The organism is Flavobacterium sp. SLB02, from assembly GCF_009664855.1.
GTDB lineage: Bacteria > Bacteroidota > Bacteroidia > Flavobacteriales > Flavobacteriaceae > Flavobacterium.
In genome coordinates, this window is sequence record NZ_CP045928.1 from 4,307,565 (window position 1) to 4,331,005 (window position 23,441).

Below are 23,441 nucleotides of genomic sequence, written 5' to 3' on the forward strand. Positions count from 1 at the left end.
ATTAATTGTGAATTCTATATTCTATCCCCATCGGGTTAAAACCCGACGCTACAATAGGGATCGTTCCTCCGGAACTAAAAATCTATACTCTATATTCTATATTCTTTTACTCTTGTTGATTTCGATTCGCCAAGGCCACTTTTACCGTTTGGTAGTTTTTATTGACTTTTGTAATCATTTTTTCTCTAAACGAAAGCTCTAATTCGCCGTCGACCTGATGGAGTAAATCATTAGCATTGATTTTTACTTTTGATTTTGGTTTTACCGAGTTCTCTGCAACAATAGTTTTTTCGGCCGATTGTAATAATTGATCTACTGTTTCTTTTTTAGAAGTTTCAACAGCTAAAGACTGATTATTGACAGATTGTTTTTCTTGATTATTTTTGATGATGATTGAAGACTCCGCTATTTGATTTGATTTAGTTTTAAGGATTTTATTTGGTTGTACATTTAGACTTTTTTCTTCTTTTACTGAATTCTGATTTGCTGTTTTTTCTGAAACCGCAACTGCTGCCTTTACAGGATTGATTACCTTTAAAGCTGGTTTTACAACGGAATCTTTTTGTAGATTTTCTTTGATCACTACAGTATCTTTTGGCATTTCAACCACACTTTTCTTCTGATTAAAAAAGAGTGTTCCCACTAATAAAAAACCAACAATACCGGCAGCGATGTACATCCATCGTTTTTTGTTTTTAGGCTGCTTTTTTTCTTCAGCAATACTTAACATGGCATCCAATCGATCCCAGGCTTTATGGCTTGGTTCAATTTTACGTTGGTTTAGTTTTTCACGGAAATCCTTTTCAAAATTATTCGGTTCCATTATCTTGTTTTTTTAAAATATTAATCTGTGTTTGCAGCATCTTTCTGGCATGCGATAATTGCGATTTTGATGTTCCTTCATTAATTCCTAACATCTTTGCAATTTCATTGTGTTTGTATCCTTCTATGGCGTATAAATTAAAAACCATTTTATATCCGTCCGGTAAAGCGTCTATTAAAAACTGAATCTGATCTATTGAAAACTGACTCTGGGTTGCATTAAAACTTTCTTCGATATAAACTTCATCCTCAACAAACTTTACTTTTTTCTGAACTCTTAAATAGGATATACATTCGTTAACCATTATCCTACGAACCCAACCCTCAAAACTTCCTTTATGTTCAAATTTGTTTAAATTGGTAAACACTTTCATAAAAGCCGTTATCATTACATCTTCTGCCAGTTGAATGTCTTTTACATACTGTCGGCATACACTTAACATTTTTGAAGAAAACCGACTATAAATTTGCTGTTGTGCTTGTCGATTATTTTCGACAGCCAACTTTATAATTTCAGTTTCATCTTGATGTAAGGAGATAATTTTCATTAATAAGCTTTCGGTTTTAGTTTAGCAATAGTCTTCTATTAGCATAGACGAGTTAAGTTTTAAAATGGTTGCACGGAGAGGAAAAAAAATTAAAAAAATAAATTCCAAATTCCAAAAAACCACTAAAAAACACTGTTTTACAAGCAATTAAAAACAATTTTCCAATTGACAAATTTTCTGATTATCTCATTATTTTTTCTTCACTCAGGCAAGATAATCTAAATCAGACCCAATCGAAAATAAAAAAACCTTGTACTATCATAAATAATACAAGGTTTCCTTAATAAGATATTTTTTAAGACAACTGCTGGTTTGTAAATTCTACCAACCGCCGCCTCCACCGCCTCCACCGCCTCCACCGGAGCTTCCGCCGCCTGAACTTCCGCTGCTCCAGCTTCCACTGCCCCCGCTGGAACTAGACGAAGATCCTCCTGATGATGAAGGCGGATTAGGATTTACTGCTGCGCTGTTCACGGAATTTCCAAAACTGGATAAGAACATTGCCGGCTGCATGTAAAACGTATCCTGCCCCTGATACCACGCAGGATCATATTTGGCTAATTCTAAAATTTCTGCAAATTGTTTTCCCCACTCTATTTCGACTCCCAATGCAATGGCATACGGGAATAATTTTTCGAATAATTGCGGAGTAAGTTCCGGAGGATTCAACATATTCATTCGGTCTTTCTCAGCCGTTTGCATATAGAGTTTAAAACCTTCTAATCTGTGTAATGCGTCAGCGCCTTTTTGTGTATACTTTCCTAAAGTTCTTGCGTAAAAAATATACATCAGAAAAACAATACCAATAACCACCATTTGTATCGTGGTTAAAAAAGGAATCGTAACAAAAAATATAAATAGTGCCGTGGGTAAAATAAAGAAGGCCAGAATACCTCTTAAAACAAGCATACCAACTCCTATATCTTTTTTTGTAAACCAATAGGTTAATCCTGCAACTGCAACGATCAGACCTGCATAAAAAGCATAATTTATATATCCTCTATTATTAGAAAGCAACTCATAAGTGAGTCCTACAATTAGAAAAATGGCAAAACCAAGCCATTTTTTTTCTGTATTGTTTTGATAAAAATCTTCTAGTTTTATTTGTTTGGTTACGGTTTTAAGCCATTTAGAATAGGCTTTTTCAAAAATTTTATAGTTAGAATCAACTACTTTTATTTTGTCTTTTTTCGTAAAACCACTTACTATATCTGATTCTTCTGTACTTAATTTTTGCGATTGAGTATTTAATACCTCAATTTCATAGGTATGTTTGTTTTTAAAAACTCCATTTTCTAGCGTAGACAAAATTCTAATGGCACCTTTTACAGAAGCATTTATAACAGATGCCATGTAGGTTTTACTCGTAATTTTTCTGTCGTATACATATCCTATAATAGCAGGAGACCAATCGAAAGGCGGCATAAATTCCGGCATCAACGTTTTCTTAACAGGATCTTTGCCGTATTTTTTCCAGCTAAAAAAGAAGAAAAGCGACATTCCTATTCCGTAAATAACAGACCACAGGTTTACTTTTATTTGCTTATAAAATGAGCTTGCTTCCTGCAAAAAAGTAGGCGGATCAACAATTCCTTTAGGAAATGATGCAGCAACCGTTAAACCTTCATAGTTTTTAAGCTCTACAGTGGCAAAACTGGCAATGGCTTGATCCGTTTTTAAGGAACTTATGCAATCTGATGCTTTAGAGCCAGATAATCCGGTATAACAATGTAAATTTTCGAATTTATGACCTGACGGAAGAGTGATTTCGCAGGTTGCTTTATCGATAGGTAAATTCCATCCATTTCCCGTTACATTCCAATACAACTCATCGGATTGATCAAAATATCCTATCTGAAAAGGAACGGTATAACTAATTTGATAATCATATATACCTCTTTCAAGATCGATATCTTTATTTCCTATATAGATTTTCCAGTCACCGGATTCTTCTTTGGTAAAATAATTTTCTTTGGCACCATCTTTTTTGATGGAGTTTATCGTGTATTTCACATCGATTTGATGACCGTCTTTATCTTGTCTGCTTAACGGCAAAACTCTTAATAGACCGTGCCTGAAATCATTACCTTCGGCATTTATTGTAATATTTTCGGTTACATTGATAGTACCTGATTTTTCTATTTTAATTTTTACGTCAAAATTCAAGATTCTTTCCTGAGCCTGGGCCTGAAAGAAAACTATAGAAAACAGAACAAATAATATTTTTTTTAGAGACATATTATACTACAATTAAAACTGAACTTTAGGTGTTTCTCTTTGTTTTTCGTCTTCTATTTCAAGGAAGTTTCTCTTTGGAAAACCAAAAGAACTGGCCACAATATTACCCGGAAAAGATTCTACGGCAATATTGTAATCTCTGACAGTTGCATTATAATATCGTTTTGATCGTTCTACTTCGGTTTCGATTTCGCTTAATTCTTCCTGTAAACTCAAGAAGTTGGTATTGGCTTTTAAGTCCGGATAATTTTCTGCCAGGGCAAAAATAGTTCCCACGGCATTCCCCAGTTTCTTGTCGAATTGTATTTTTTCATCTGCAGTACCAGCATTTAGGGCTTGATTACGCAGACTTACAATATTGGCCAATGTTTCTTTTTCGTGGGTGAGATATCCTTTTACGGTTTCAACCAGATTCGGAATTAAATCAAATCGTTTTTTTAGAATAACATCTATCCCGCTCAGCGCTTCTTCGAGCATATTGCGTTTCGATACAAAACCGTTGTAAAGTACTATGAGGTAAATACCAAAAATGACAACAAGCGAAACTATTACGAGTAAAATAACCATATTTTATTATTAAATTAAAGACCAATTTAACAATAAAAATATTAAGAATAGAGCGTGAGATTATTTTTTTCTCTCGATTACGTAGTTTACCATTAAAGTAAGGGCATCTTTAAACTCCGAATCCGGGAAATTTTCTAATAATGAAAGTGCTTCTTGCTGAAATTGCACCATTTTATTTTCGGCGTAAGCCAAACCATTATTATTTTTTACAAAAGCAATTACTTCTTTAACGCGCTTTTTGTCTTTATTATGGTTTTTAATGGAGTTTATCAGCCACTTTTTTTCCTGCGAAGTACAGGTATTTAAAACATGAATTAAAGGCAAGGTCATTTTTTGCTCTTTAATATCGATTCCGGTTGGTTTACCAATGGCTTCCTCGCTATAATCGAATAAATCGTCTTTGATTTGAAAAGCCATCCCGATAAGTTCACCAAACTTTCTCATGTTTTCAACCTTAGCATCATCCTCAATTACAGATTTTGCTCCAAGAGCACAACAAGCCGCAATAAGGGTTGCGGTTTTTTTTCGGATGATTTCGTAGTAAACATCTTCTGTAATGTCGAGTCTTCTGGCTTTTTCTATTTGCAGTAATTCACCTTCGCTCATTTCGCGAACGGCAACCGATATAATTCTTAGTAAATCAAAATCGCCATTATCTATAGAAAGCAGCAAACCTTTAGACAATAAATAATCTCCCACCAAAACGGCAATTTTATTTTTCCAAAGGGCATTGATAGAGAAAAATCCGCGACGGCGATTACTGTCATCTACCACATCATCATGTACCAAAGTTGCGGTATGAATAAGTTCGATTACCGAAGCACCACGATAGGTTCTTTCATTTACGGTACCTTCTGAAACCATTTTTGCGGTTAAAAAAACAAACATCGGACGCATTTGTTTTCCTTTGCGGTTTACTATATAATAGGTAATACGGTTCAGTAAAGCCACCTTTGAAGTCATCGATTCATGGAACTTTTTTTCAAAAAGTTCCATCTCGTTAAAGATGGGCTGTTTTATTTGAGAAGTAATATTCATTTCGATCCCAAATATACTATTTTAAATAAAAAAACGTTGTGTATTTTAGGTTAGTATATCAATAATTTATAGAATAATTAAGAAAACGCGTCCAAAACATTCTCAATTTACCTGCCAATTTGAATCCATCAAATTAAAAAAAAATTGAACACCAATATATTTTCAAAAAAGAGTGCCCCAAAAAATCAGCATCCTTTTTGCCCAAAAAAAGCATTAAGAACAAGAATCAATCTCGTTTTTAATGCTTTACTTATGAAATGTCCCTACGGAACATGTTTTACGTTGAATGATTCCTGAAGGAATTACATTTCCGCTTCTTTATTGGCTAATTGACCACAAGCGGCATCGATATCTTTTCCTCGGCTACGACGAACTTTTACCACAACTCCAATATTTTCTAATGCTTTTATGTAAGCCAAAATAGATTCTTCGGATGCTTGCTGGAATTCTCCGTCATCAATTGGATTGTATTCTATCAGATTTACTTTACATGGCACATATTTACAAAACTTCACCAAAGCATCAATTGAGGCTTTGTCATCGTTGATTCCTTTCCAGACCACATATTCGTACGAAATCTTATTTTTTGTTTTTCTGTACCAATATTCTAATGCTTCTCTTAAATCTACCAGCGGGAAGTTTTTACTGAAAGGCATGATTCTCGCACGTATTTCATCAATGGCAGAATGCAAAGAAACCGCCAATTTGAATTTTACATCATCATCGGCCATTTTCTTGATCATTTTAGGAATTCCGGATGTCGACACCATAATACGTTTTGGAGACATTCCTAAACCTTCCGGCGAGGTAATCATATCAATGGCTTTAATGACATTATTATAATTCATCAAAGGCTCTCCCATTCCCATAAAAACGATATTGGAAAGTGGATGATTGTGATACAAACGGCTTTCTTTATCAATTGCAATAACCTGATCGTAGATTTCTCCAGCTTCCAGATTTCGCATTCTTTTTAAACGTGCGGTAGCACAAAAATTACAATCTAAACTGCAACCCACCTGGCTTGAAACACAAGCTGTTGTTCTTGTATCAGTTGGTATCAAAACAGATTCTACCACAAGACCGTCATGTAAACGAACTGCGTTTTTTACGGTTCCGTCGCTGCTGCGCTGCATGGTATCAACCTTTATATGATTGATAACAAAATTATCCTCGAGCATAGAACGGGTTGTTTTGGCAACATTTGTCATATCCTCAAAACTATGTGCTCCTTTGCTCCATAACCATTCATAGACCTGATTTCCGCGAAAAGCTTTGTCATTATTAGCGACAAAAAAATCGCGTAACTGATCTTTTGATAAGGCTCGTATGTCTTTTTTCTCAATTTGCATGGTGCAAATTTAAGTATTTGTTCATTTCTAATGGTATAAAGTACCCTACAATCTTAAAAAATGATTCAATTACAAAAAAAAAGAAACCTTAAACAAATAAAGATCATAAGTCCCTTGTAAGTTTTTAGCTCCTAAAGAAGAAAATGAAAACGTTATAGCTATAAATAAGATTTTAATAAAATTTTAACAATGATTTTTATCATGTCATTTTCTGCGTATGCACAATACTTTTGATCCAAGAAATAATACCACTTATTAGTCTGTAGCAAGACTAACAAATTTAAATTCCATACTTGAATGATAACCCAATGCATCATCAAAATGAAAACAATTACATCACTAAAATCAATTTTATTGGCAATGCTTTTTACCACATTGTCATTACACACCAACGCCCAAAAAAACTACACGGTAAATAAATCAACATTTGAAGTTGCCGGGACTTCTACCGTGCACGATTGGGTAATGAAATCTACAGAAGGAACCGGTACTGCTAATCTAACAGTTAAGGATTCTAAACTCGCAGGCTTAAATAGTTTGACTATTACCTTAATGGCCGAAAGCTTAAAAAGCAGCAAAACAAGTATGGATAAGGTGGCCTACGAAGCCTTAAATACAGAAACAAACCAAACTATCGAATACGTTTTAAAATCGGCCGAGAAAATAAACGAAACAACCTGGGATCTCACCGGAATTTACACTATCGCCGGTGTCAGCAAAGAATACAAAACTCAGGTAAAAGTAACGGCTGATAACGGAAAATTTATTTTGCAGGGTTCTAATCAAATTACTTTTGGTGATTTTGAAATGACTCCTCCTAAGGCAGCTCTTGGGGTTGTTAAAACAGGAAAAGACTTAACGGTTATTTTTAACATCATTCTAAGCTAACCTGAATCGGTTTTTCAGGAAATCGAAACTAAAATCTATTTCAAAACATTCTTAACTATCTCTCTGGCTGTAAAGGCCATGGGCTAAATATTGCCCCTTTTTTCCCCAGAAAATGCTCTTAACATATAGCCTACTCACCAAAAGTTAAGAGCATTAATACTCAATAAAACAACTAAAAAAACAATAACATTCTAAACAACAAATAATTATGAGAACAACAAAAATAAAATTACTAGCCTTCGTTATTTCCTTTTTAGGGATAACTTCATTCGCAACTGCTCAAAAAAGTTACACCCTTGACAGCAAATCTACCTTTTCAGTTTTAGGTACATCAACCTTACATGACTGGGAAATGAAATCAGCCTCAGGAACCGGAACTGCAAACCTGACGATTACAAATTCTAAACTAACAGATATAGAATCTTTATCGATAACTCTTTTAGCAGAAAGCGTAAAAAGCGAGAAAAAAAGCATGGACAAAGTAGCGTACGAAACTTTGAAAACAGATAAAAACAAAAACATCAAATATGTGCTGAAATCTGCCGAAAAAGTAAATGAAACTACTTGGGAGTTAACCGGAACTTATACTATTGCCGGAGTTAGCAAACTACTTAAAACAACAGTAAAAACAACTGTTACAGCAAACGGACTAAACTTGCAGGGATCTAACAAAATTACTTTTACAGAATTTGGAATGAAATCTCCTACTGCAATGTTAGGCACTATTAAAACTGGTCAGGATTTGACCGTAAAATTTAATCTAAACTTTAATTAATACTACCATGAAAAAAATCTATTTACTATTTATAGCACTAGCAGGCACATTTGCTGCTAATGCGCAGCAACTTAGCTTTGGACATATCCAGAATCAGGTTCCCCGTGACCAAAGAGCAATCAATGTGTTCGACGTTAGAAAAGATACTACTGCTTATAAAGGTATTAGTGTTGACTTAGGTGGTGCATTTGCATTACAATTTCAGGCCATAAATTCCTTCAACGATCAGAAAAATTTAACTGGAGCTAATGCTGCTTACCGATTAAACAATCTGACTAACGATTTTAATTTACCTAATGCTAATATGACCATTGGCGCACAATTAGCAGATGGTGTACGTGTAAACTTAGACATCTATCTTGCTTCTAGACACCACCACGAAACCTGGGTGCAAGGCGGATACTTGCAAATTGACAAATTAGATTTCATTAAAAAAGGTCTTCTTGAAGATGTGATGAAATATACGACCATCAAAATTGGTCAAATGGAGAACAACTATGGTGATGCGCATTTTAGACGAAGCAACAACGCTTATACTATAACAAACCCCTTTATTGGGAACAATATCATGGATGCTTTTACTACTGAAATGGGAGCTGAAATATACTATAACAGAAATGGTTTTGTAAGTATGATTGGAGCAACAAACTCTAAATTAAATCAAAATGTACAAGAAGTAATTCCAGGACCTACTACTGAAGCTACTCCGGATCAAAATACGACTATTAGCCCTACGATTTTAGCTAAACTAGGCTGGGACAAACAAATTAATAGTGATTTAAGAATCAGACTTACCGGATCTTTATATCACACAGCAAATTCTAGCGGAAACTTATATTCTTCAGACAGAGCAGGAAGCCGTTTTTATAGTGTTATGACACATGCCGGAACAATTGGTTACCCAGCTTCAAACATCTTAGATTCCGAAAGCAATAAGGATACGGGTAGATTTAATCCCGGATTTGGAAACTGGGCCACTTCTTACATGGTTAACCCTTTTGTAAAATATAAAGGTTTTGAATTCTTTGGTACTTTAGAATTTGCTTCTGGAGGTGATTATAAAGGAACTGATGATACTCGTAAAGTCAACCAATATGTTGGAGATTTAGTATACCGTTTTGGAAGTCATGAGAATCTATATGTAGGTGCCAAATACAACTTAGTAGATGGTAAACTAAGAAACTCTGATGCCGAAGCTGTTCAGGTAAATAGATTTGAAGCTGCTGCAGGTTGGTTTATGACTAAAAACATTCTGGCAAAACTTTCATACGTGCAACAGAATTATAAAAATTACCAACAATTCGCAAACGTAGGTGGTGTATCTATGCCAAATGATTTCTACGGCGGAAAATTTGAAGGACTAATGTTTGAAGCTACAATTTCATTCTAAAAAAAAATGAAAACAAGATTTTTAATCTTAATTACGGGTTTAGCAATTTTCTTTTTTTTCGGAAGTGCTAAACCCACTTTTCCAGCAGAAAATACAACTTTGGTAATAAATAAAATTAAAATAGAAATTACCGGAATATCTACTGTAGGGAAATACAATTGTTCGAATACGTTTTCAAAAAAGGATACTGTTTTCCTGAATTCGAACAAAAAAAACAATTTCAACACTGAGATTAAAATGTCGGATTTTGATTGTGGAAACAAAATCATGACTAAAGATCTCCAAGGAACCGTAAAAGTAAAAAAGTTCCCTAACAGTACTGTAAGGATCACAGATGTGCAACAATTTGGTAAAAATTACAAATGCAATCTCACTTTTTTGATTACAAACAAAACTCTTAACTACAAGGATTTTATATTGTACAGTTCTGATAATAAAGTTGAGGGATCACTTAATTTAAATTTTTCTGATATAGAATTAGAACCTCCCGTAAAAATGGCAGGATTAATAAAAGTTAGAGATGAAATCGTAGTTAATTTTAGTTTATACAAAAACTAAAAATCTAATTTAGAATTTGTCTTTAAATTTGTTTTCATGTATAATTTGTTTTTAAAGGTATCTTGTGGCGAGGTACCTTTTTTATTTTTAAAAATTTCATACTATTTTTTTTAGCTGTTAAAATTTGGCACGAGAATTGTCTTAACGTCAAAAGGAAAATAATCTTACAAAGAGCTCAATGATTTTAAAATGTGTATCTTTATTTTTCAGCTTTATAACCTTTAAATTTTATCAACCTAAAAAAAATCATTCATTATGAAAAAACAAATTTTAAGCTTAGCTGTTGTCGCTTTATTAGCATTCGCTGTTCAATCTTGCGAAAAGAAAGAAACAAAACCAGCAGAAGACGAATTAACTCTTGGAAACAAAGTGGACACTCTAACAACAGATATTCAAGAAGTAAAAGACAGTGCAGTTGTTAAGGCAGAAAATGCTGCTGCAAGTGCTAAAGAAGCTTCTCAGAATGCCGTTCAGGATGTAAAAGATGCTACTAAAAAAACAGCAGATGATGTAGAAAATGCCGCTAAGAAAACTGCTGCAGACGTAAAAGAGGCATCAAAAAAAGCAGCTGCAAAAGCCGAAGCAGCTGCAAAAGCCGCTAAAGACGGAACCGTAAAAACGGCTAAAGATGTAAATGAAGCTTTGAAAAAATAGTTTCTTTTGAATTTAAAACTAAGACCATCCGCCACGCGGATGGTTTTTTTATGCAAAAAAGCGAAGCGATATTTTTGTATTTTTGCTTTTCAAATTTAGAACTCTACAACATGCATTTTATATCACAAGAACTGGAAGATTATATCGAACAACATTCTGAAAACGAACCGGAATTATTAGCGAAACTTAATAAGGAAACGTACCAGAAAATACTTTTACCAAGAATGTTAAGCGGACATTTTCAGGGTCGCGTTTTAAGCATGTTGTCTAAACTGATTCGTCCGGTAAATATTCTTGAAATTGGTACTTATACAGGATATGCTGCTTTGTGCCTGTGCGAAGGAATGCAGGAAAAGGGACAATTGCATACTATTGATATTAAAGAAGAACTGGTTGATTTTCAGCGTAAATATTTTGATGCATCGCCTTGGGGAAAACAAATTTTTCAGCATTTAGGTGAAGCCGTTGATATTATCCCAAATCTGGATGTAAAATTTGATTTGGTTTTTATTGATGCCGATAAAGAAAACTATTTAAATTATTGGGAAATGATTGTTCCTAAAATGAATAAAGGCGGAATCATTTTATCTGATAATGTTTTGTGGAGCGGAAAAATCCTGGAACCTGTTCACCCTAATGATGTGAGTACAAAAGTACTTTTAGAATATAACTTACTTTTGAAAAACGATCCTAGAGTGGAGACGGTTTTATTGCCTATTCGTGATGGCTTGACGGTTAGCAGAGTACTTTAAAAAAGATTCTGAGTTCCAGGCACTAAGATACAAGTTGTGCAATGGAGTATAAAAACAGCTGAAGCAAAAGCAACTCAAAAATATAAGTAATGAATTACACGGGTGAGATAAATTCCGAAGGTTTTACAATTATTAATGATATTTATTCTGAAAATGAAATCGAAAAACTGATTTCTTTAATTGAAAATAGTACAGAAAATAAAACTGAGAATACCACTTTTAGAAAATCCCAGGATTTATTTGCTATAAGACAATTTCACAAAGAAGTTCCTGAAACGCTACCCTATATCTTTAATGAGAACTTAAAAGATATTATAGCCTCAAATTTTGGCAAGGGATACTTTATAACCAAATCGATTTATTTTGATAAACCTGAAAAGTCGAATTGGTTTGTGGCTTATCATCAGGATTTAACTATTTCGGTTAATAAAAAAACTGAAGCTGCAAACTTTGAAAACTGGACTGTAAAACAAAATCAGTTTGCTGTTCAGCCTCCTAAAGAAATTCTAGAAGATAACTTTACAATCAGAATTCATATTGATAAAACGACGAAAGATAATGGTGCTTTAAAGGTGATCAATAATTCGCATTCTAAAGGAATTTTGAGAATCGAACATTTAGATTTTGAGAAGGAAAAAGAAACCATCTGCGAAGTCGAAAAAGGCGGTATTATGATCATGAAACCTTTACTGTTTCACGCCTCAAACAAAACTACCAATAACGAAAGAAGAAGGGTTATTCATATTGAACTGAGCAAACAACAACTTCCTGAAGAATTAGAATGGAGCGAAAAAACTATTCTTGAGAATTCTTCTTTTAGTGAAATGATTTAGTTGTTATTTGTCATTTCGATTTCTATAATAAAAACCTAATTTTTTTTCAGGAGCAAATCCCGCACCCGAGCCTGAGCCAAGCAATCCGTTTCAATCTTTTGTGTCCGCCGCGGCGGACACAAGAGGATTTCCACTTCTATCGGGGCTAGGGCAATCATTTTCATAATAATATTTCTGTGTAGTTTGTCATTTCAACAGCAAGGAAATTAAAACAGAAATTCACCAATCTTTGTAGATTTACGCGTGTGATCTCTCCCTTCTGTCGAGATGACAATATTGAGGTTAAAATTTAATTAAATTAAAAAAGGCTTTAACCAAAACATAATGTTTTGGTTAAAGCCTTTTATCTTTTTATAGAATAAAATTTCTTTTGAAAATGAGCGGCATAGCCCAGATGGAAGCGGCATCCTTTTGTTTTTTTCTTTAAAAAACAAAAGATATAGCGGAGAGCTGGACACTAGCGACAGCGAACTGACCAAGTAAATAGCTCCTGAAAATTATCCCGGAAAATATTGTGGTTTTAGTTTTCGGTACACTAAATAAATTAAGAAACCGAAAAGTGCTCCAAAGAAATAACCTGTAAGGATATCTCCAGGATAGTGTAATCCTAAATAAATTCGGCTGTAGGCGAAAATTAAAGGCCATAAAAACAAGAATCCCAAATATTTAAAATGACGTTTTAATACCAAATAAAGAAAGGTTGCTACTGCCATTGTATTGGCGGCGTGTCCTGAGAAAAAACTATAGGATTTACGTACCTGAACAACACGTATAATTGTATTGATATCTGGGTTATTACAAGGACGTAAACGTTGAAATGTGTATTTAAACAAGTTCGTGGTTTGATCTGTAAAAGCAATTAAAACCGCTATAAACAACAATACATAAAGGGTTTGCTTTCCTCCTATTTTTTTGTAAATAAGATAAAACATTAATAAAAAAAGTGGTGTCCAGTTTAACTGATTGGTAATAATCAGCCACAACTTATCGTATGTTTGTGAACCTAAACTGTTAAGGTATACCAATAGACTGGTATCTAATTCTTTTATTCTTTCGAGCATTATAATTGGCGTTTTACGGGTCCTGAGATAGAATCTATATCTTCTTTTACTTTATCTATTTCTGTGGCCGTATCACCCAACATATTTGAAGTTAAATTTGTACTGTCTCCTAATAGATTTGTTTTAGCATCGTTAATCTGAGCATTGATATTACCTGTGATACTGTTTAAAGAGTTTTGGTCAAGACCGTTGGCCTCCGCCCCTTTTTGAATTTCACTTTTAATATCATTGGTTGCATTTTTTAGCTGCGCCATTGCTTTACCCATTGTACGGGCAATTTCAGGCACTTTGTCTGAACCAAAAAGCATTAGTACTATAAACAGTATAAAAACTAGTTCTCCTCCTCCTATACCAAACATATCTTTTATTTTTGTGTGCCACAAAGATATTAAATTTTGTAGCTGAGAGTTTTAAAATTTACTTAAAAAAAAAGACTCTTTTCAGAGTCTTTCAGGCTTATTATTACTCAAATTTAGACTTTACTTCTACTTTTGGCCAGGAATTATTGGTCACATCAATATCAGCTGTCATTAATTTTGGATCTATCTGAATGCTTTTTATCGATTTTGAAGTTGCATAAACTTTCTTTGCGGTATCATTACTTTTTCTCCAGATCTGAGCCGGATATTGGTAATTCTCTTTTGTTCCGTCTTCGTAAGTAATCTCTACCAGAATTGGCATAATCATGCCGCCTGGCTTATTAAATTCTACTTCATAGAAATATTTAGGCGATTTAAGTTCTGCTTTTTCCTGAGCTGTAAAAGTCTGGCTTACATAATCAGCCAATGATTTTACATCTTCTACTTTTAAGGCTTTTTTGCTCGAATCATTGACCTCTGCATTATCTCCTGCTACTAAATAAACAAATGGTCCTTTTTCGAAACCAAAGCGTCCTTTTTTCACTTTTACATCTTTAAGGTCGGCTGTTGGAGTTTCAGAAACATAATATTGTTTTACATCTTTGATGCCAATATCGACAAAATCTGTTGAGTAAAACCATCCTCTAAAAAACCAGTCAAGATCTACCGCAGAAGCATCTTCCATAGTCCTAAAGAAATCTTCAGGGGTTGGATGCTTGAACTTCCATCTGTTGGCGTAGGTTTTAAAAGCATAATCAAACAATTCTCTGCCCATTACAACTTCTCTTAAAATATTAAGTCCTGTAGCTGGTTTTCCGTATGCATTATTTCCAAATTGATGAATCGTTTCTGAGTTTGACATAATTGGCTCTAAAAACTTTTGATCACCACTCATATAAGGAACGATATTTTTTGCAGGACCACGTCTTGAAGGGAAATTAGCATCCCATTCCTGCTCTGCCAAATATTCTAAAAATGAATTCAAACCTTCATCCATCCAGCTCCATTGGCGCTCATCAGAGTTTACAATCATCGGGAAGAAAGTGTGCCCTACTTCATGAATTACAACACCAATCATTCCGTTTTTAACTTCTTTACTTGTCACTCCATTTTCATCCGGGCGACCAAAATTCCAACAAATCATTGGGTATTCCATACCTTGATCTTCTGCAGAAACTGATACTGCTTTTGGATAAGGATAATCAAATGTGTGTGATGAATAACTTTTTAAGGTATGTGCTACAACCATTGTTGATGTTTCTCCCCAAAGCGGATTTGCTTCTTTTGGATAAACAGATTCTGCCATAACCACTCTGTTGCCAATTTTTACGGCCATTGCATCATAAATGAATTTTCTTGAAGAAGCAATACCGAAATCACGTACATTTTTTGCACTAAATTTCCATGTTTTTTTCTTTTCAGAGAATCCTTTTTCTGCTGCTTCAGCTTCTGCCTGTGTAACAATTACAACAGGTTTATCAAATGATTTTTGAGCTTGTTCGTAACGTTTTACCTGTTCTGGTGTAAAAACTTCGCTTCTGTTTGTTAATTCCCCTGTAGCATCTATTACGTGATCTGCAGGAACTGTAATGTTTACATCAAAATTTCCAAAAGGCAAAGCAAATTCTCCGCTTCCCCAGAACTGCATATTCTGCCATCCTTCGACATCGTTATATACGGCCATTCTTGGATAAAACTGTGCAATTACATATAATTTATTTCCGTCTTTCTCGAAGAATTCATAACCTGAACGCCCGCCTTCTTTTCTATAATTATTTACATTATACCACCATTTTATAGCCATTGAAATTTTCTCACCCGGCTTTAAAGGCGTTACAAGATTAATACGCATCATCGTTTCATTGATGGTATACGACATTGGGTTTCCTTTTGAATCTTTTACATATTCGATATTAAAACCGCGTTCAAGATCTTTCTTTAAATATTTGCTCGAAAAACCTTCAAGTGGTAAAACCTGATTTATTTTTTCGCTTTCGGCCAAAGAGGTCTGAGTTTTTGGCTTTGCCTGATTCTGATCCAGCTGAATCCATAAATACTCTAAACTATCCGGTGAATTGTTTGAATAGGTAATCACCTCAGAACCGTTTATTTTTGAATTTTTATCGTCTAATTCGATGTCAATTTTATAATCTGCCTGTTGCTGATAATATGCTGGCCCTGGTGCTCCGGACGCTGTACGGAACATATTAGGTGTTGCCAACAAATCATACATCTGGCTGAATTTGTTTGTATCGTACTTTCCTTGTTGTTTTGGCGCAACTGTTTTTTCCTGAGCGATTAAGATTGCAGGAAAAATCAATAATAATGAAAGTTTTTTCATAAATTTTTAATGGTAATTTTATCAGGGTGTGAAAATAACAATTAAAATAATAATTTTAACTATCATTTAGTACTTTAACAATTCTTTCCTTGAAGATTCCGTAAAGAGAACACTCTTTTTAGTGCCAAATGCTGATATATGTGTAATATTTTGCTGTTCGGCATTCCAATCGACTAAAATAGTGTTCGAAATTTCGATTGTTTTAAATGTATTAATGTCTTTTATTCTGGAATAACAAACCAAAACATCGTTTGCTTCTACTTCTTTAGATAAAAAAGTAATGGGTTTTGACTGACCGTTTATTTTTATAGTAAAATTTTCAGCAAGATATTTTTTCAATAAATCAATATCAGCCTGGGTTTCCTTATCAGTACCAACATAAGTTTTTTGATGGTATTTCTTTTCCATCCCGTTATTCAGATCATCGATAAAAATTCGGGAAGTAATTTGAATCATTTTCTTTTCGGCCGCATAATTGACCTGAAAAACTCCCATATAAAATTTATGGAATGAAAACGCTGTAAGGGATAAAAACAGTATTACTAGTAAAGAATAGGTTAATCTTTTTTTCATTTCCCGGAAACATTCACTTTTTTGAATTCCTGATTTTTAGTAATCAGAAAATCCATTAGTTCAAACTTTTCTTCTTGTTTTAAATGTTTTTTAGATTCCGGATCAACAGCACAAAACAGTAAAAAGATATCTACTTCTTCTTTTTTCAATTTTAATGTATCTGTATAAAAATCAGGAGTAAAATTAGCTTTTGCATACATGGTAAAAGCAAAATCACTCGCTTCTTCTTCCGGCACTACATCAACATCTTTCTTTCTCATTAATTTTTTTGCGTCTTTAAATATTCGCACAAAATCAACTCCGTTTTCAATTGTACCATCATAGATAAATCTATTTTTAGGAGACGACTTTTCATCATCAACAAATTTAGTATCTACTATAGCCTGGCTATTTTTATCAAATGCTTTTACTTTTAAATCTTTGTGAACCACAACCTCTTTTAACTGATTGCTCACCAAATCCATCTGTACTAAGAAAAGTCTGTCGGCGCAATTTTTTTCTGTTAAAACAATTTTTTTAGACTGAAAAGCCATACTTGTAATCAATAAAGTATCTTTTGGCTTTGCCATAATATCAAACAAACCATTTGAACTAATAAAAGTTCTGATATTGGCATTTAAATTCATTACATAACCACTTTCAAGAGTTATAGAATCATTCACAACTTGTCCATGTAATGGCTTCCTTGAATTATTTTGTCCCAGTGCAATCTGGCAAAATAAGCACACAACGAGTATTCCTAGTTTATTTTTCATTTTCGAGAATTGTTAGATATTTCCTTGCTAAATCTGTTATTAAAAACATACTCATCGTTTTGTTCTTAGTATCCAAAGATACGGCAAATTCAGCATCATCTACACAATATAATTGAAATCCTTTGATATCTGCCACTGGAATTCTTAATCTTTCTGTATAATAATTCTCATCAAAAAGATATTCTATTTTCCTGAAAAGAATCTCTTTTTTCTCAATATTTACTTCTTTTTTGAGCATGGCAGTTCGGCCGGAAATTGCGTTAAGTAACATATCTCCAGGAGTTGAAGTCGCGGTATAGACTTTTCTTTCGGCCGGAGTATATTTTTTTTGACCGTACGGAATTATACCTAAATTTTCAGCAGTAACATTTGCGTTTTCATTTACAATCACTTCTTTCAATTCTATCTCTTTGGCTTTCATTTTAACCACAATAGAACCTGAATTTAAATCTTCAATTGTAATTCGGCGTTTGAACGGATCCAGATTTACAGCCGAAAAAACCAACACATCACCTTCTTTTACCACAATAGAAAACATACCGCCTGCATCTGAAACAGCAGTAACCTGGGTTGTATTATTGATAATATTGACTCCCTCGACATTCGAAGATTGTTCAAATATTTGCCCGGTAATTTCTTTTGAAGTGTTGTTTTGTCCAAAACTAATCTGAACGATCAATAACAAAAGGGTTATTTGTAAAATGCTATTTATTCTCACGTTCAATTATTTCTTTATATTTTACAGCTAATTCTCCTAACAAAAACTCTGTTGAGGTTCTGTTCTTAGAATTCAAAATTACTGTGAATTTATCATTTTCGACTGCATAATATTCAAAGCCTTTTACATATTCTGCCGGAATTTTCAATCGGTCAATAAAATGTTCCAGCGTAAACATACGTTCTAAAAGCTTCAGAAAAAATTCTTTTTTCTCAACTGCTACTTCTTTTTTAAGCATTGCGGTGCGGCCCGAGAAAAAGTTCAATAGCGGATCTGCAGAAAAAGAACCTCCAGCCATACCTCCTGCATTTGCAGTAGCATTTAATGCCGTCGCCGTATGCAATTTCCTTTCGGCCTCTGTATAGGATTTTTGACCACTTGGAATAATCCCCAAAGCAACAGCATTTATACCATTATAATTCTTAACAACAACTTCCTGTAATTGATGCATTACTATATTGAGCCTAACAGAGAAATTGACATCCGAAAAATTTTCCGTTTTCAACAAAACTCTGTTTTCTTTGAATTGTATAGACGAAAAAACGATTTCATCTCCTGGTTTTGCAGCAATCGAAAAAGACCCCAACTCATTGGTTGTGGTCATTACCTCTGTTTGCGCATTAATAACATAAACACCTTCTAAATCGGCACTGTTTGCAGTTATACGACCATTCAACATCGTTCTGTCGTCAGACTGACACCAGCCGGCCTGCCCTACAACAAATATCAAAACACATATAGCCTTATGAATCAAAATGACAAAAAATTAGAGATTTTCTTAAAGCTGTAAAAATATCTTAATCTATTGCAAATTTAGTATTAAGGACATGGTAAAAATATGTTAATTAAAGTTTGTTTATCACCAGTAAAAAGAGACTTTTTAATATCTTTAACCTAAACAATCTGAGTTTAAATTTTATGAAAAGCATTATTATTGCCAGCACTTCTACACTTCACGAAGGCAGCTATTTAGAGTATCTACTCCCTACTTTAGAATCGCATTTTAAAAATTGTAAAAGTATTTTATTTATACCTTTTGCTCGTCCCGGCGGCATTTCGCATGACCAGTACACCAGCAAAGTTTCACAAGCATTTGCATCAATAAACATTCCAGTTAAGGGAATTCATGAATTTGATGATGCAGGTGACGCAATAAAAAATGCCGAAGGAATATTTACCGGCGGCGGAAATACTTTTTTACTGGTTACCCAATTATACAAACACAATGTCATGCAGGTTTTGGCAGAAACCGTAAAAAACGGAACACCGTATCTAGGAACGAGTGCCGGATCGAACATTTGCGGTTTATCGATGCAAACGACTAATGATATGCCTATTATTTACCCGCCAAGTTTTCAAACATTGGGATTAATTCCTTTCAACTTAAATCCACATTATTTAGACCCTGACACGCAATCTAAACATATGGGAGAAACGCGCGAAACGAGAATTAAGGAGTTTCATGCTTTTAACACTATTCCGGTTTTAGGCTTAAGAGAAGGTAGCTGGCTCGAAGTAAAAGGCAACACAATTACTTTAAAAGGAAATTTATCGGCTCGTTTATTTTTACAAAACGAAACACCAAAGGAATTAGAAACTGAAAGTGATTTGAGCAATCTTAAATAAAATTCCAAATTTTTAAAATTCCAAATTCCAACAAAGCGATTAATATAAATTGGAATTTGGAATTTCCAATATATTGGAATTTCAAAAAAAAAAAAAAAAAAAAAAAAAATCCCCAAACAAATTGTTTGAGGATCTTGAAGAGCGAAAGACGAGGCTCGAACTCGCGACAACCAGCTTGGAAGGCTGGAGCTCTACCAACTGAGCTACTTTCGCATTAACAGGGTGCAAATATAAACAATTAAATGATTAAAAAAAATTAAAAACAAAAATTATTTAACTTTGATAAAAAAACCGAAACAATTAAATTCCGGTTTTTTTAGAGCGAAAGACGAGGCTCGAACTCGCGACAACCAGCTTGGAAGGCTGGAGCTCTACCAACTGAGCTACTTTCGCATTACTGTGGTGCAAATATAAAAATAAAGTTAAGTTCAAAACAAGCTTTTTCGCAAAAAAATTCAATAAAAAACAACAATAATTTATAATACATTTAAAACTAAAAAGTTATAGAATCATTTTTTTTTCGAAAAATAGGAATATTATTAAAGAAATAGCTCCCAAAGAACTTATATCGTCTGACAACTCGTTATTAAAATAGAGAAACCTATACACGGTTGCATGTTTGAAAGTATATGATTAAAAAACAAAGCGTCTTTTGGATTTATTTGGCAATGAAAATTTAATAGGAATTATTTCGCTATTGAACAAAATCAGTACTATATTTGCCGAGTAAAATCAAGCGCAAATTCTTTGAAGGATAGTTCCAGAAAGACATCTCAAGAAAAGAATTTGAAAAATACTCAAATTAAACATTGCCCAACCTACTGCAATGCTAATAAAGTTGACCTGGTTTTAAAACCATAATGGCTTTTACAAAAAAAATGGAACACCAACCCCAGGCTGAGCCATTTGATATTAAAATAGTAGCGAACATTACTTAATGTTTAAAAAAAACACCGAATGAACAAACTTTACTTCTTATTAGTAATATGCATTTTTATTGGCTGTAAAAAAGAAACACCAAAACCAATTCCTGCTGTGGTCAAAAAAACCGCACCGGCTATCATACTTACTGATGAAAGAAAAGTAGAAATTGATACTGCACTTATTGGCACTTTTAAAAGCGAAACGCTGAAACAATTTTACAATTCATCTGACAATAAAACTGTTTGGGGAAACTTAAAAAAGAGAACTTACGTTTTATCTCAATTATCAAAAGCCGGGGAACTGGGTCTAGAGCCTGAAGATTACAAAGCTTCTAAGCTAAAGAAATTTGAAGAAAAAATTGCTTCTTTAAACGATGCTGATCTTGCAACATACGACATACTTATTACTTATAACTTCGAAAAGTATTTAAATCATCTTTACAAAGGAAAATTAAACCCAAAAAAGTTATATAATGATTGGGATTTAGAAGAGAAAACTTTTGATGTAAACAATGTCCTTATCAAAGCTTTTAATAAGAACAAATTAGATAGCGTGGTTGATAATATTCAGTCAAAAGCCTATATCTATAAACAACTATTAAAGTCGCTTGAAATCATTAATACTTTTCCGGATGATGATATCAAAAAAATTGAATCTGTAGACAAAATCTCCTTAAACGACACTAATTCAGCCTTAATAAACATTAAAAAAAGGCTTATTTACTGGCAAGACATGCCTAAAAAAGATAGTCTGACTAAAATTTATGATCAAAAAACATTTGAATCTATAAAGAAATTTCAGGAAAGACACGGCCTGGCATCTGATGGTGTTATTGGTGTAGGAACTATTAGCGCTTTAAATTATTCTAAAGAAAGAAGGAAACAACAAATTATCGCCAACTTAGAACGTTGGAGATGGTATAATAATGATTTAGCCGAAAACTATTTCATCATAAACATTCCGGATTACAGCCTGAATGTAGTCGAGGCTCAAGATACTACTTTGGCGCGTAATGTTGTGGTAGGAACGAGCAAAAGAAAAACACCCATTATAACTTCGATATTAAAAACGGTTGTCTTCAACCCTACATGGACGGTTCCGCCAACGATATTAAAAGAAGATGTTGTTCCGGCAATGAAACGAAATCGTAATTACCTGGCCAATAAAAACATTACTATATATGATACTGCCGGAAATGCGGTTGCCCCTAACAACTGGAACGAAAACAAACCGGGAAATTATCGCTATGTACAAAGTCCCGGTTACAACAATGCTTTGGGGTTAATGAAAATTTTATTTCCAAATCACCATAGTGTGTATTTACATGATACTAATCACCGTAATAATTTTGGAAGAAGCAATCGTTCGTTGAGTTCAGGATGTGTGCGTGTGGAGAATCCTCTGGAATTGGCCGAACATATTTTAAACGATTCAGAGAAATGGTCAAAAGACAGAATCGATACCATTATTGCTTCAAAAAAAACAACAAGTATCAGAATTACAAAAAAGTACGCTTTGTATCAGTGGTACTGGACGGCATGGAGCAAAAAAAATCAGCTCATTTTCAGAGCTGATATTTATAATCTGGATTCGGATTTGTATGCTAAATTAAGAAATTAGTCTTTCTTCCATCGCAAAACTTCTTGACGGATGGTAGATATACAAACACGATTTGTCTTTTATTAGTTTAATTATTTCATCCGTCAATTCGACTGGAAGTGCCGGACAACCCTGGCTTCTGCCTAATCTTTTATGATCTCTGATAAAAGATTCAGAAACATAATCGGCGCCATGCATTACAACTCCTCTTTGACGAGCATTACTGTTAATTCCGTTTTCTAAACCATCTAAACGCAAAGAAGCTCCGTGTTTTCCCTGATAAATTTCTCCTGTTGCATAAAAACCTAAACTGCTTTTGAAAGAGGAATTTGAATTCGAAAAATTCGAAGCAAATTCTTCTCCGGTATTTCTTCCGTGAGCAACTAAAGAATTAAACAGGATTGTATTTGTTGTCAAATCAATTACCCAAAGGCGTTTTGTATTTGATGACAAACTAAAATCAATAACAGTTAAAATATCTTTCTGGATAACCCCTTTTTCTTTTAATAAATAAAACCCTTTTAAGGCCTCAGAAAAAGTTTTAAGTCCCGGCAAATTAAAATTGTTAGAATTTAAGGTATGATAAACACTTTCAATTTTTGCTTCGATAGTAAATTTCTCAACTTTAGCAATACTTTTTGTAGTTGCTTCTTTAATTTCGGGAGTGTTATTTGAATCTTTACCAAAAGACAATAACAAAAACACTAGCAATGGATAAATTTTGTAAATCATTGAATTTCTTTAGGTTAATAATAAAATCTGGGTAAGGCAAAAGTATAAATATTTTTAGGTTCTCAAAATATTAGCCTGAAAATCAGGCTTTTTTTGTTGAAACTTTAACATTATTAACATAAAACCATTATTTATGTAAGATTTTTTCTTCTGCATACAATCCTAAGATTTATAGAAATTTTCTTAATAAAAACAAAATTTAATGGTAATTTTGAAACTTCTTCTGTAATAAATAAAACAAGAAACTATCTATTTTATTGTACCTTATGGAAATTTCACAAAAAAAGGCCTTTTTATTCTTTTGAAAATGTCGTCTCTGCGAATCAAAAAGATTACCC

Annotated in this window: 23 protein-coding genes and 2 tRNA genes; 9 read left to right on the forward strand and 16 right to left on the reverse strand. The window is 33.6% G+C overall.

The features are described 5' to 3' along the window. Positions 1–106: 106 nt before the first annotated feature. The 6 genes from GIY83_RS15905 to rlmN all read right to left on the reverse strand — a co-directional run bounded on the left by GIY83_RS15905 (position 107) and on the right by rlmN (position 6,565). Positions 107–823 carry a hypothetical protein gene (locus GIY83_RS15905; RefSeq protein ID WP_194618779.1) on the reverse strand — a complete coding sequence of 239 codons (717 nt, stop codon included), beginning with the start codon at positions 821–823 and terminating at the stop codon, positions 107–109. Continuing rightward, complete coding sequence (locus GIY83_RS15910; RefSeq protein ID WP_194618781.1) at positions 810–1,370, reverse strand: RNA polymerase sigma factor; 561 nt, start codon at positions 1,368–1,370, stop codon at positions 810–812. The genes GIY83_RS15905 and GIY83_RS15910 overlap by 14 nt, the downstream gene beginning before the upstream one ends. Before the next feature lie 321 nt (positions 1,371–1,691). Further along, on the reverse strand, positions 1,692–3,608 hold the full coding sequence (locus GIY83_RS15915; RefSeq protein WP_208682466.1) for a DUF2207 domain-containing protein: 1,917 nt from the start codon (positions 3,606–3,608) through the stop codon (positions 1,692–1,694). Between the two features lie 12 nt (positions 3,609–3,620). Next, entirely contained in the window at positions 3,621–4,175 is a 555-nt protein-coding gene (locus GIY83_RS15920) for a LemA family protein (RefSeq protein ID WP_194618785.1), read from the reverse strand. Positions 4,176–4,235: 60 nt separating this feature from the next. Beyond that, positions 4,236–5,213, reverse strand: coding sequence for a polyprenyl synthetase family protein (locus GIY83_RS15925; RefSeq protein WP_194618787.1), 978 nt, complete (start codon positions 5,211–5,213; stop codon positions 4,236–4,238). A gap of 302 nt (positions 5,214–5,515) precedes the next feature. Next, complete coding sequence (rlmN, locus tag GIY83_RS15930) at positions 5,516–6,565, reverse strand: 23S rRNA (adenine(2503)-C(2))-methyltransferase RlmN (RefSeq protein WP_208682467.1); 1,050 nt, start codon at positions 6,563–6,565, stop codon at positions 5,516–5,518. A 321-nt stretch (positions 6,566–6,886) separates the two neighbouring features. Between rlmN and GIY83_RS15935 the strand changes: the two genes are divergently transcribed. From GIY83_RS15935 to GIY83_RS15965, 7 genes are all read left to right on the forward strand, one after another. Then, entirely contained in the window at positions 6,887–7,453 is a 567-nt protein-coding gene (locus GIY83_RS15935) for a YceI family protein (RefSeq protein ID WP_208682469.1), read from the forward strand. A gap of 208 nt (positions 7,454–7,661) precedes the next feature. Then, positions 7,662–8,228, forward strand: coding sequence for a YceI family protein (locus tag GIY83_RS15940; protein ID WP_194618790.1), 567 nt, complete (start codon positions 7,662–7,664; stop codon positions 8,226–8,228). Between the two features lie 7 nt (positions 8,229–8,235). Beyond that, positions 8,236–9,618 (forward strand): hypothetical protein, encoded by a 1,383-nt coding sequence (locus tag GIY83_RS15945; protein WP_208682471.1) that lies wholly within the window; start codon positions 8,236–8,238, stop codon positions 9,616–9,618. Positions 9,619–9,624: 6 nt separating this feature from the next. Then, complete coding sequence (locus GIY83_RS15950) at positions 9,625–10,176, forward strand: YceI family protein (protein ID WP_194618794.1); 552 nt, start codon at positions 9,625–9,627, stop codon at positions 10,174–10,176. Between the two features lie 255 nt (positions 10,177–10,431). Next, positions 10,432–10,830: a hypothetical protein gene (locus GIY83_RS15955; RefSeq protein WP_208682472.1), complete on the forward strand. Its 399-nt coding sequence runs from the start codon at positions 10,432–10,434 to the stop codon at positions 10,828–10,830. A gap of 110 nt (positions 10,831–10,940) precedes the next feature. Next, positions 10,941–11,582: an O-methyltransferase gene (locus tag GIY83_RS15960; protein WP_208682474.1), complete on the forward strand. Its 642-nt coding sequence runs from the start codon at positions 10,941–10,943 to the stop codon at positions 11,580–11,582. A gap of 89 nt (positions 11,583–11,671) precedes the next feature. Then, positions 11,672–12,415: a phytanoyl-CoA dioxygenase family protein gene (locus GIY83_RS15965; RefSeq protein WP_194618807.1), complete on the forward strand. Its 744-nt coding sequence runs from the start codon at positions 11,672–11,674 to the stop codon at positions 12,413–12,415. Positions 12,416–12,912: 497 nt separating this feature from the next. Here the strand turns inward: GIY83_RS15965 and GIY83_RS15970 are convergent, their stop codons facing one another. The 7 genes from GIY83_RS15970 to GIY83_RS16000 form a co-directional block, all read right to left on the reverse strand. Then, complete coding sequence (locus GIY83_RS15970) at positions 12,913–13,476, reverse strand: phosphatase PAP2 family protein (RefSeq protein WP_194618809.1); 564 nt, start codon at positions 13,474–13,476, stop codon at positions 12,913–12,915. Continuing rightward, complete coding sequence (locus GIY83_RS15975) at positions 13,476–13,835, reverse strand: twin-arginine translocase TatA/TatE family subunit (RefSeq protein ID WP_194618811.1); 360 nt, start codon at positions 13,833–13,835, stop codon at positions 13,476–13,478. The genes GIY83_RS15970 and GIY83_RS15975 overlap by 1 nt, the downstream gene beginning before the upstream one ends. 103 nt (positions 13,836–13,938) lie before the next feature. Further along, positions 13,939–16,176: a M1 family metallopeptidase gene (locus GIY83_RS15980; RefSeq protein WP_194618813.1), complete on the reverse strand. Its 2,238-nt coding sequence runs from the start codon at positions 16,174–16,176 to the stop codon at positions 13,939–13,941. Positions 16,177–16,242: 66 nt separating this feature from the next. Beyond that, positions 16,243–16,749: a DUF6702 family protein gene (locus tag GIY83_RS15985; protein WP_194618815.1), complete on the reverse strand. Its 507-nt coding sequence runs from the start codon at positions 16,747–16,749 to the stop codon at positions 16,243–16,245. Next, entirely contained in the window at positions 16,746–17,504 is a 759-nt protein-coding gene (locus GIY83_RS15990; protein WP_194618817.1) for a hypothetical protein, read from the reverse strand. Before GIY83_RS15990 ends, GIY83_RS15985 begins: the two co-directional genes overlap by 4 nt. After that, positions 17,494–18,222 carry a carboxypeptidase-like regulatory domain-containing protein gene (locus tag GIY83_RS15995; RefSeq protein ID WP_229029120.1) on the reverse strand — a complete coding sequence of 243 codons (729 nt, stop codon included), beginning with the start codon at positions 18,220–18,222 and terminating at the stop codon, positions 17,494–17,496. The genes GIY83_RS15990 and GIY83_RS15995 overlap by 11 nt, the downstream gene beginning before the upstream one ends. Next, complete coding sequence (locus tag GIY83_RS16000; protein WP_228520562.1) at positions 18,209–18,976, reverse strand: carboxypeptidase-like regulatory domain-containing protein; 768 nt, start codon at positions 18,974–18,976, stop codon at positions 18,209–18,211. Before GIY83_RS16000 ends, GIY83_RS15995 begins: the two co-directional genes overlap by 14 nt. A gap of 164 nt (positions 18,977–19,140) precedes the next feature. Between GIY83_RS16000 and pepE the strand changes: the two genes are divergently transcribed. Further along, positions 19,141–19,848, forward strand: coding sequence for a dipeptidase PepE (gene pepE, locus GIY83_RS16005; protein WP_208682476.1), 708 nt, complete (start codon positions 19,141–19,143; stop codon positions 19,846–19,848). Positions 19,849–19,988: 140 nt separating this feature from the next. Here pepE and GIY83_RS16010 read toward each other — a convergent pair. Beyond that, positions 19,989–20,061 (reverse strand) — tRNA-Gly (locus tag GIY83_RS16010). 107 nt (positions 20,062–20,168) lie between these two features. Beyond that, positions 20,169–20,241 (reverse strand) — tRNA-Gly (locus GIY83_RS16015). A 564-nt stretch (positions 20,242–20,805) separates the two neighbouring features. On the opposite strand from GIY83_RS16015, the gene GIY83_RS16020 reads away from it, so the two are divergent. Then, positions 20,806–22,392: a murein L,D-transpeptidase gene (locus tag GIY83_RS16020; protein WP_208682478.1), complete on the forward strand. Its 1,587-nt coding sequence runs from the start codon at positions 20,806–20,808 to the stop codon at positions 22,390–22,392. Here GIY83_RS16020 and GIY83_RS16025 read toward each other — a convergent pair. After that, positions 22,381–23,103: a murein L,D-transpeptidase catalytic domain family protein gene (locus GIY83_RS16025; protein WP_208682480.1), complete on the reverse strand. Its 723-nt coding sequence runs from the start codon at positions 23,101–23,103 to the stop codon at positions 22,381–22,383. The genes GIY83_RS16020 and GIY83_RS16025 overlap by 12 nt on opposite strands. Positions 23,104–23,441: the final 338 nt, after the last annotated feature.

What these genes read in the sequence shown, in the direction of transcription:
- GIY83_RS15915 (WP_208682466.1), bottom strand. Translation starts at nt 3,608, where the DNA reads ATGTCTCTAAAAAAAATATTATTTGTTCTGTTTTCTATAGTTTTCTTT.
- GIY83_RS15955 (WP_208682472.1), top strand. Translation starts at nt 10,432, where the DNA reads ATGAAAAAACAAATTTTAAGCTTAGCTGTTGTCGCTTTATTAGCATTC.
- GIY83_RS15990 (WP_194618817.1), bottom strand. Translation starts at nt 17,504, where the DNA reads ATGAAAAATAAACTAGGAATACTCGTTGTGTGCTTATTTTGCCAGATT.
- GIY83_RS15960 (WP_208682474.1), top strand. Translation starts at nt 10,941, where the DNA reads ATGCATTTTATATCACAAGAACTGGAAGATTATATCGAACAACATTCT.
- GIY83_RS15985 (WP_194618815.1), bottom strand. Translation starts at nt 16,749, where the DNA reads ATGAAAAAAAGATTAACCTATTCTTTACTAGTAATACTGTTTTTATCC.
- GIY83_RS15950 (WP_194618794.1), top strand. Translation starts at nt 9,625, where the DNA reads ATGAAAACAAGATTTTTAATCTTAATTACGGGTTTAGCAATTTTCTTT.
- pepE (WP_208682476.1), top strand. Translation starts at nt 19,141, where the DNA reads ATGAAAAGCATTATTATTGCCAGCACTTCTACACTTCACGAAGGCAGC.
- GIY83_RS15970 (WP_194618809.1), bottom strand. Translation starts at nt 13,476, where the DNA reads ATGCTCGAAAGAATAAAAGAATTAGATACCAGTCTATTGGTATACCTT.
- GIY83_RS15935 (WP_208682469.1), top strand. Translation starts at nt 6,887, where the DNA reads ATGAAAACAATTACATCACTAAAATCAATTTTATTGGCAATGCTTTTT.
- rlmN (WP_208682467.1), bottom strand. Translation starts at nt 6,565, where the DNA reads ATGCAAATTGAGAAAAAAGACATACGAGCCTTATCAAAAGATCAGTTA.
- GIY83_RS15940 (WP_194618790.1), top strand. Translation starts at nt 7,662, where the DNA reads ATGAGAACAACAAAAATAAAATTACTAGCCTTCGTTATTTCCTTTTTA.
- GIY83_RS15920 (WP_194618785.1), bottom strand. Translation starts at nt 4,175, where the DNA reads ATGGTTATTTTACTCGTAATAGTTTCGCTTGTTGTCATTTTTGGTATT.
- GIY83_RS15910 (WP_194618781.1), bottom strand. Translation starts at nt 1,370, where the DNA reads ATGAAAATTATCTCCTTACATCAAGATGAAACTGAAATTATAAAGTTG.
- GIY83_RS15945 (WP_208682471.1), top strand. Translation starts at nt 8,236, where the DNA reads ATGAAAAAAATCTATTTACTATTTATAGCACTAGCAGGCACATTTGCT.
- GIY83_RS15975 (WP_194618811.1), bottom strand. Translation starts at nt 13,835, where the DNA reads ATGTTTGGTATAGGAGGAGGAGAACTAGTTTTTATACTGTTTATAGTA.
- GIY83_RS15905 (WP_194618779.1), bottom strand. Translation starts at nt 823, where the DNA reads ATGGAACCGAATAATTTTGAAAAGGATTTCCGTGAAAAACTAAACCAA.
- GIY83_RS15980 (WP_194618813.1), bottom strand. Translation starts at nt 16,176, where the DNA reads ATGAAAAAACTTTCATTATTATTGATTTTTCCTGCAATCTTAATCGCT.
- GIY83_RS16020 (WP_208682478.1), top strand. Translation starts at nt 20,806, where the DNA reads ATGAACAAACTTTACTTCTTATTAGTAATATGCATTTTTATTGGCTGT.
- GIY83_RS15965 (WP_194618807.1), top strand. Translation starts at nt 11,672, where the DNA reads ATGAATTACACGGGTGAGATAAATTCCGAAGGTTTTACAATTATTAAT.
- GIY83_RS15925 (WP_194618787.1), bottom strand. Translation starts at nt 5,213, where the DNA reads ATGAATATTACTTCTCAAATAAAACAGCCCATCTTTAACGAGATGGAA.
- GIY83_RS16025 (WP_208682480.1), bottom strand. Translation starts at nt 23,103, where the DNA reads ATGATTTACAAAATTTATCCATTGCTAGTGTTTTTGTTATTGTCTTTT.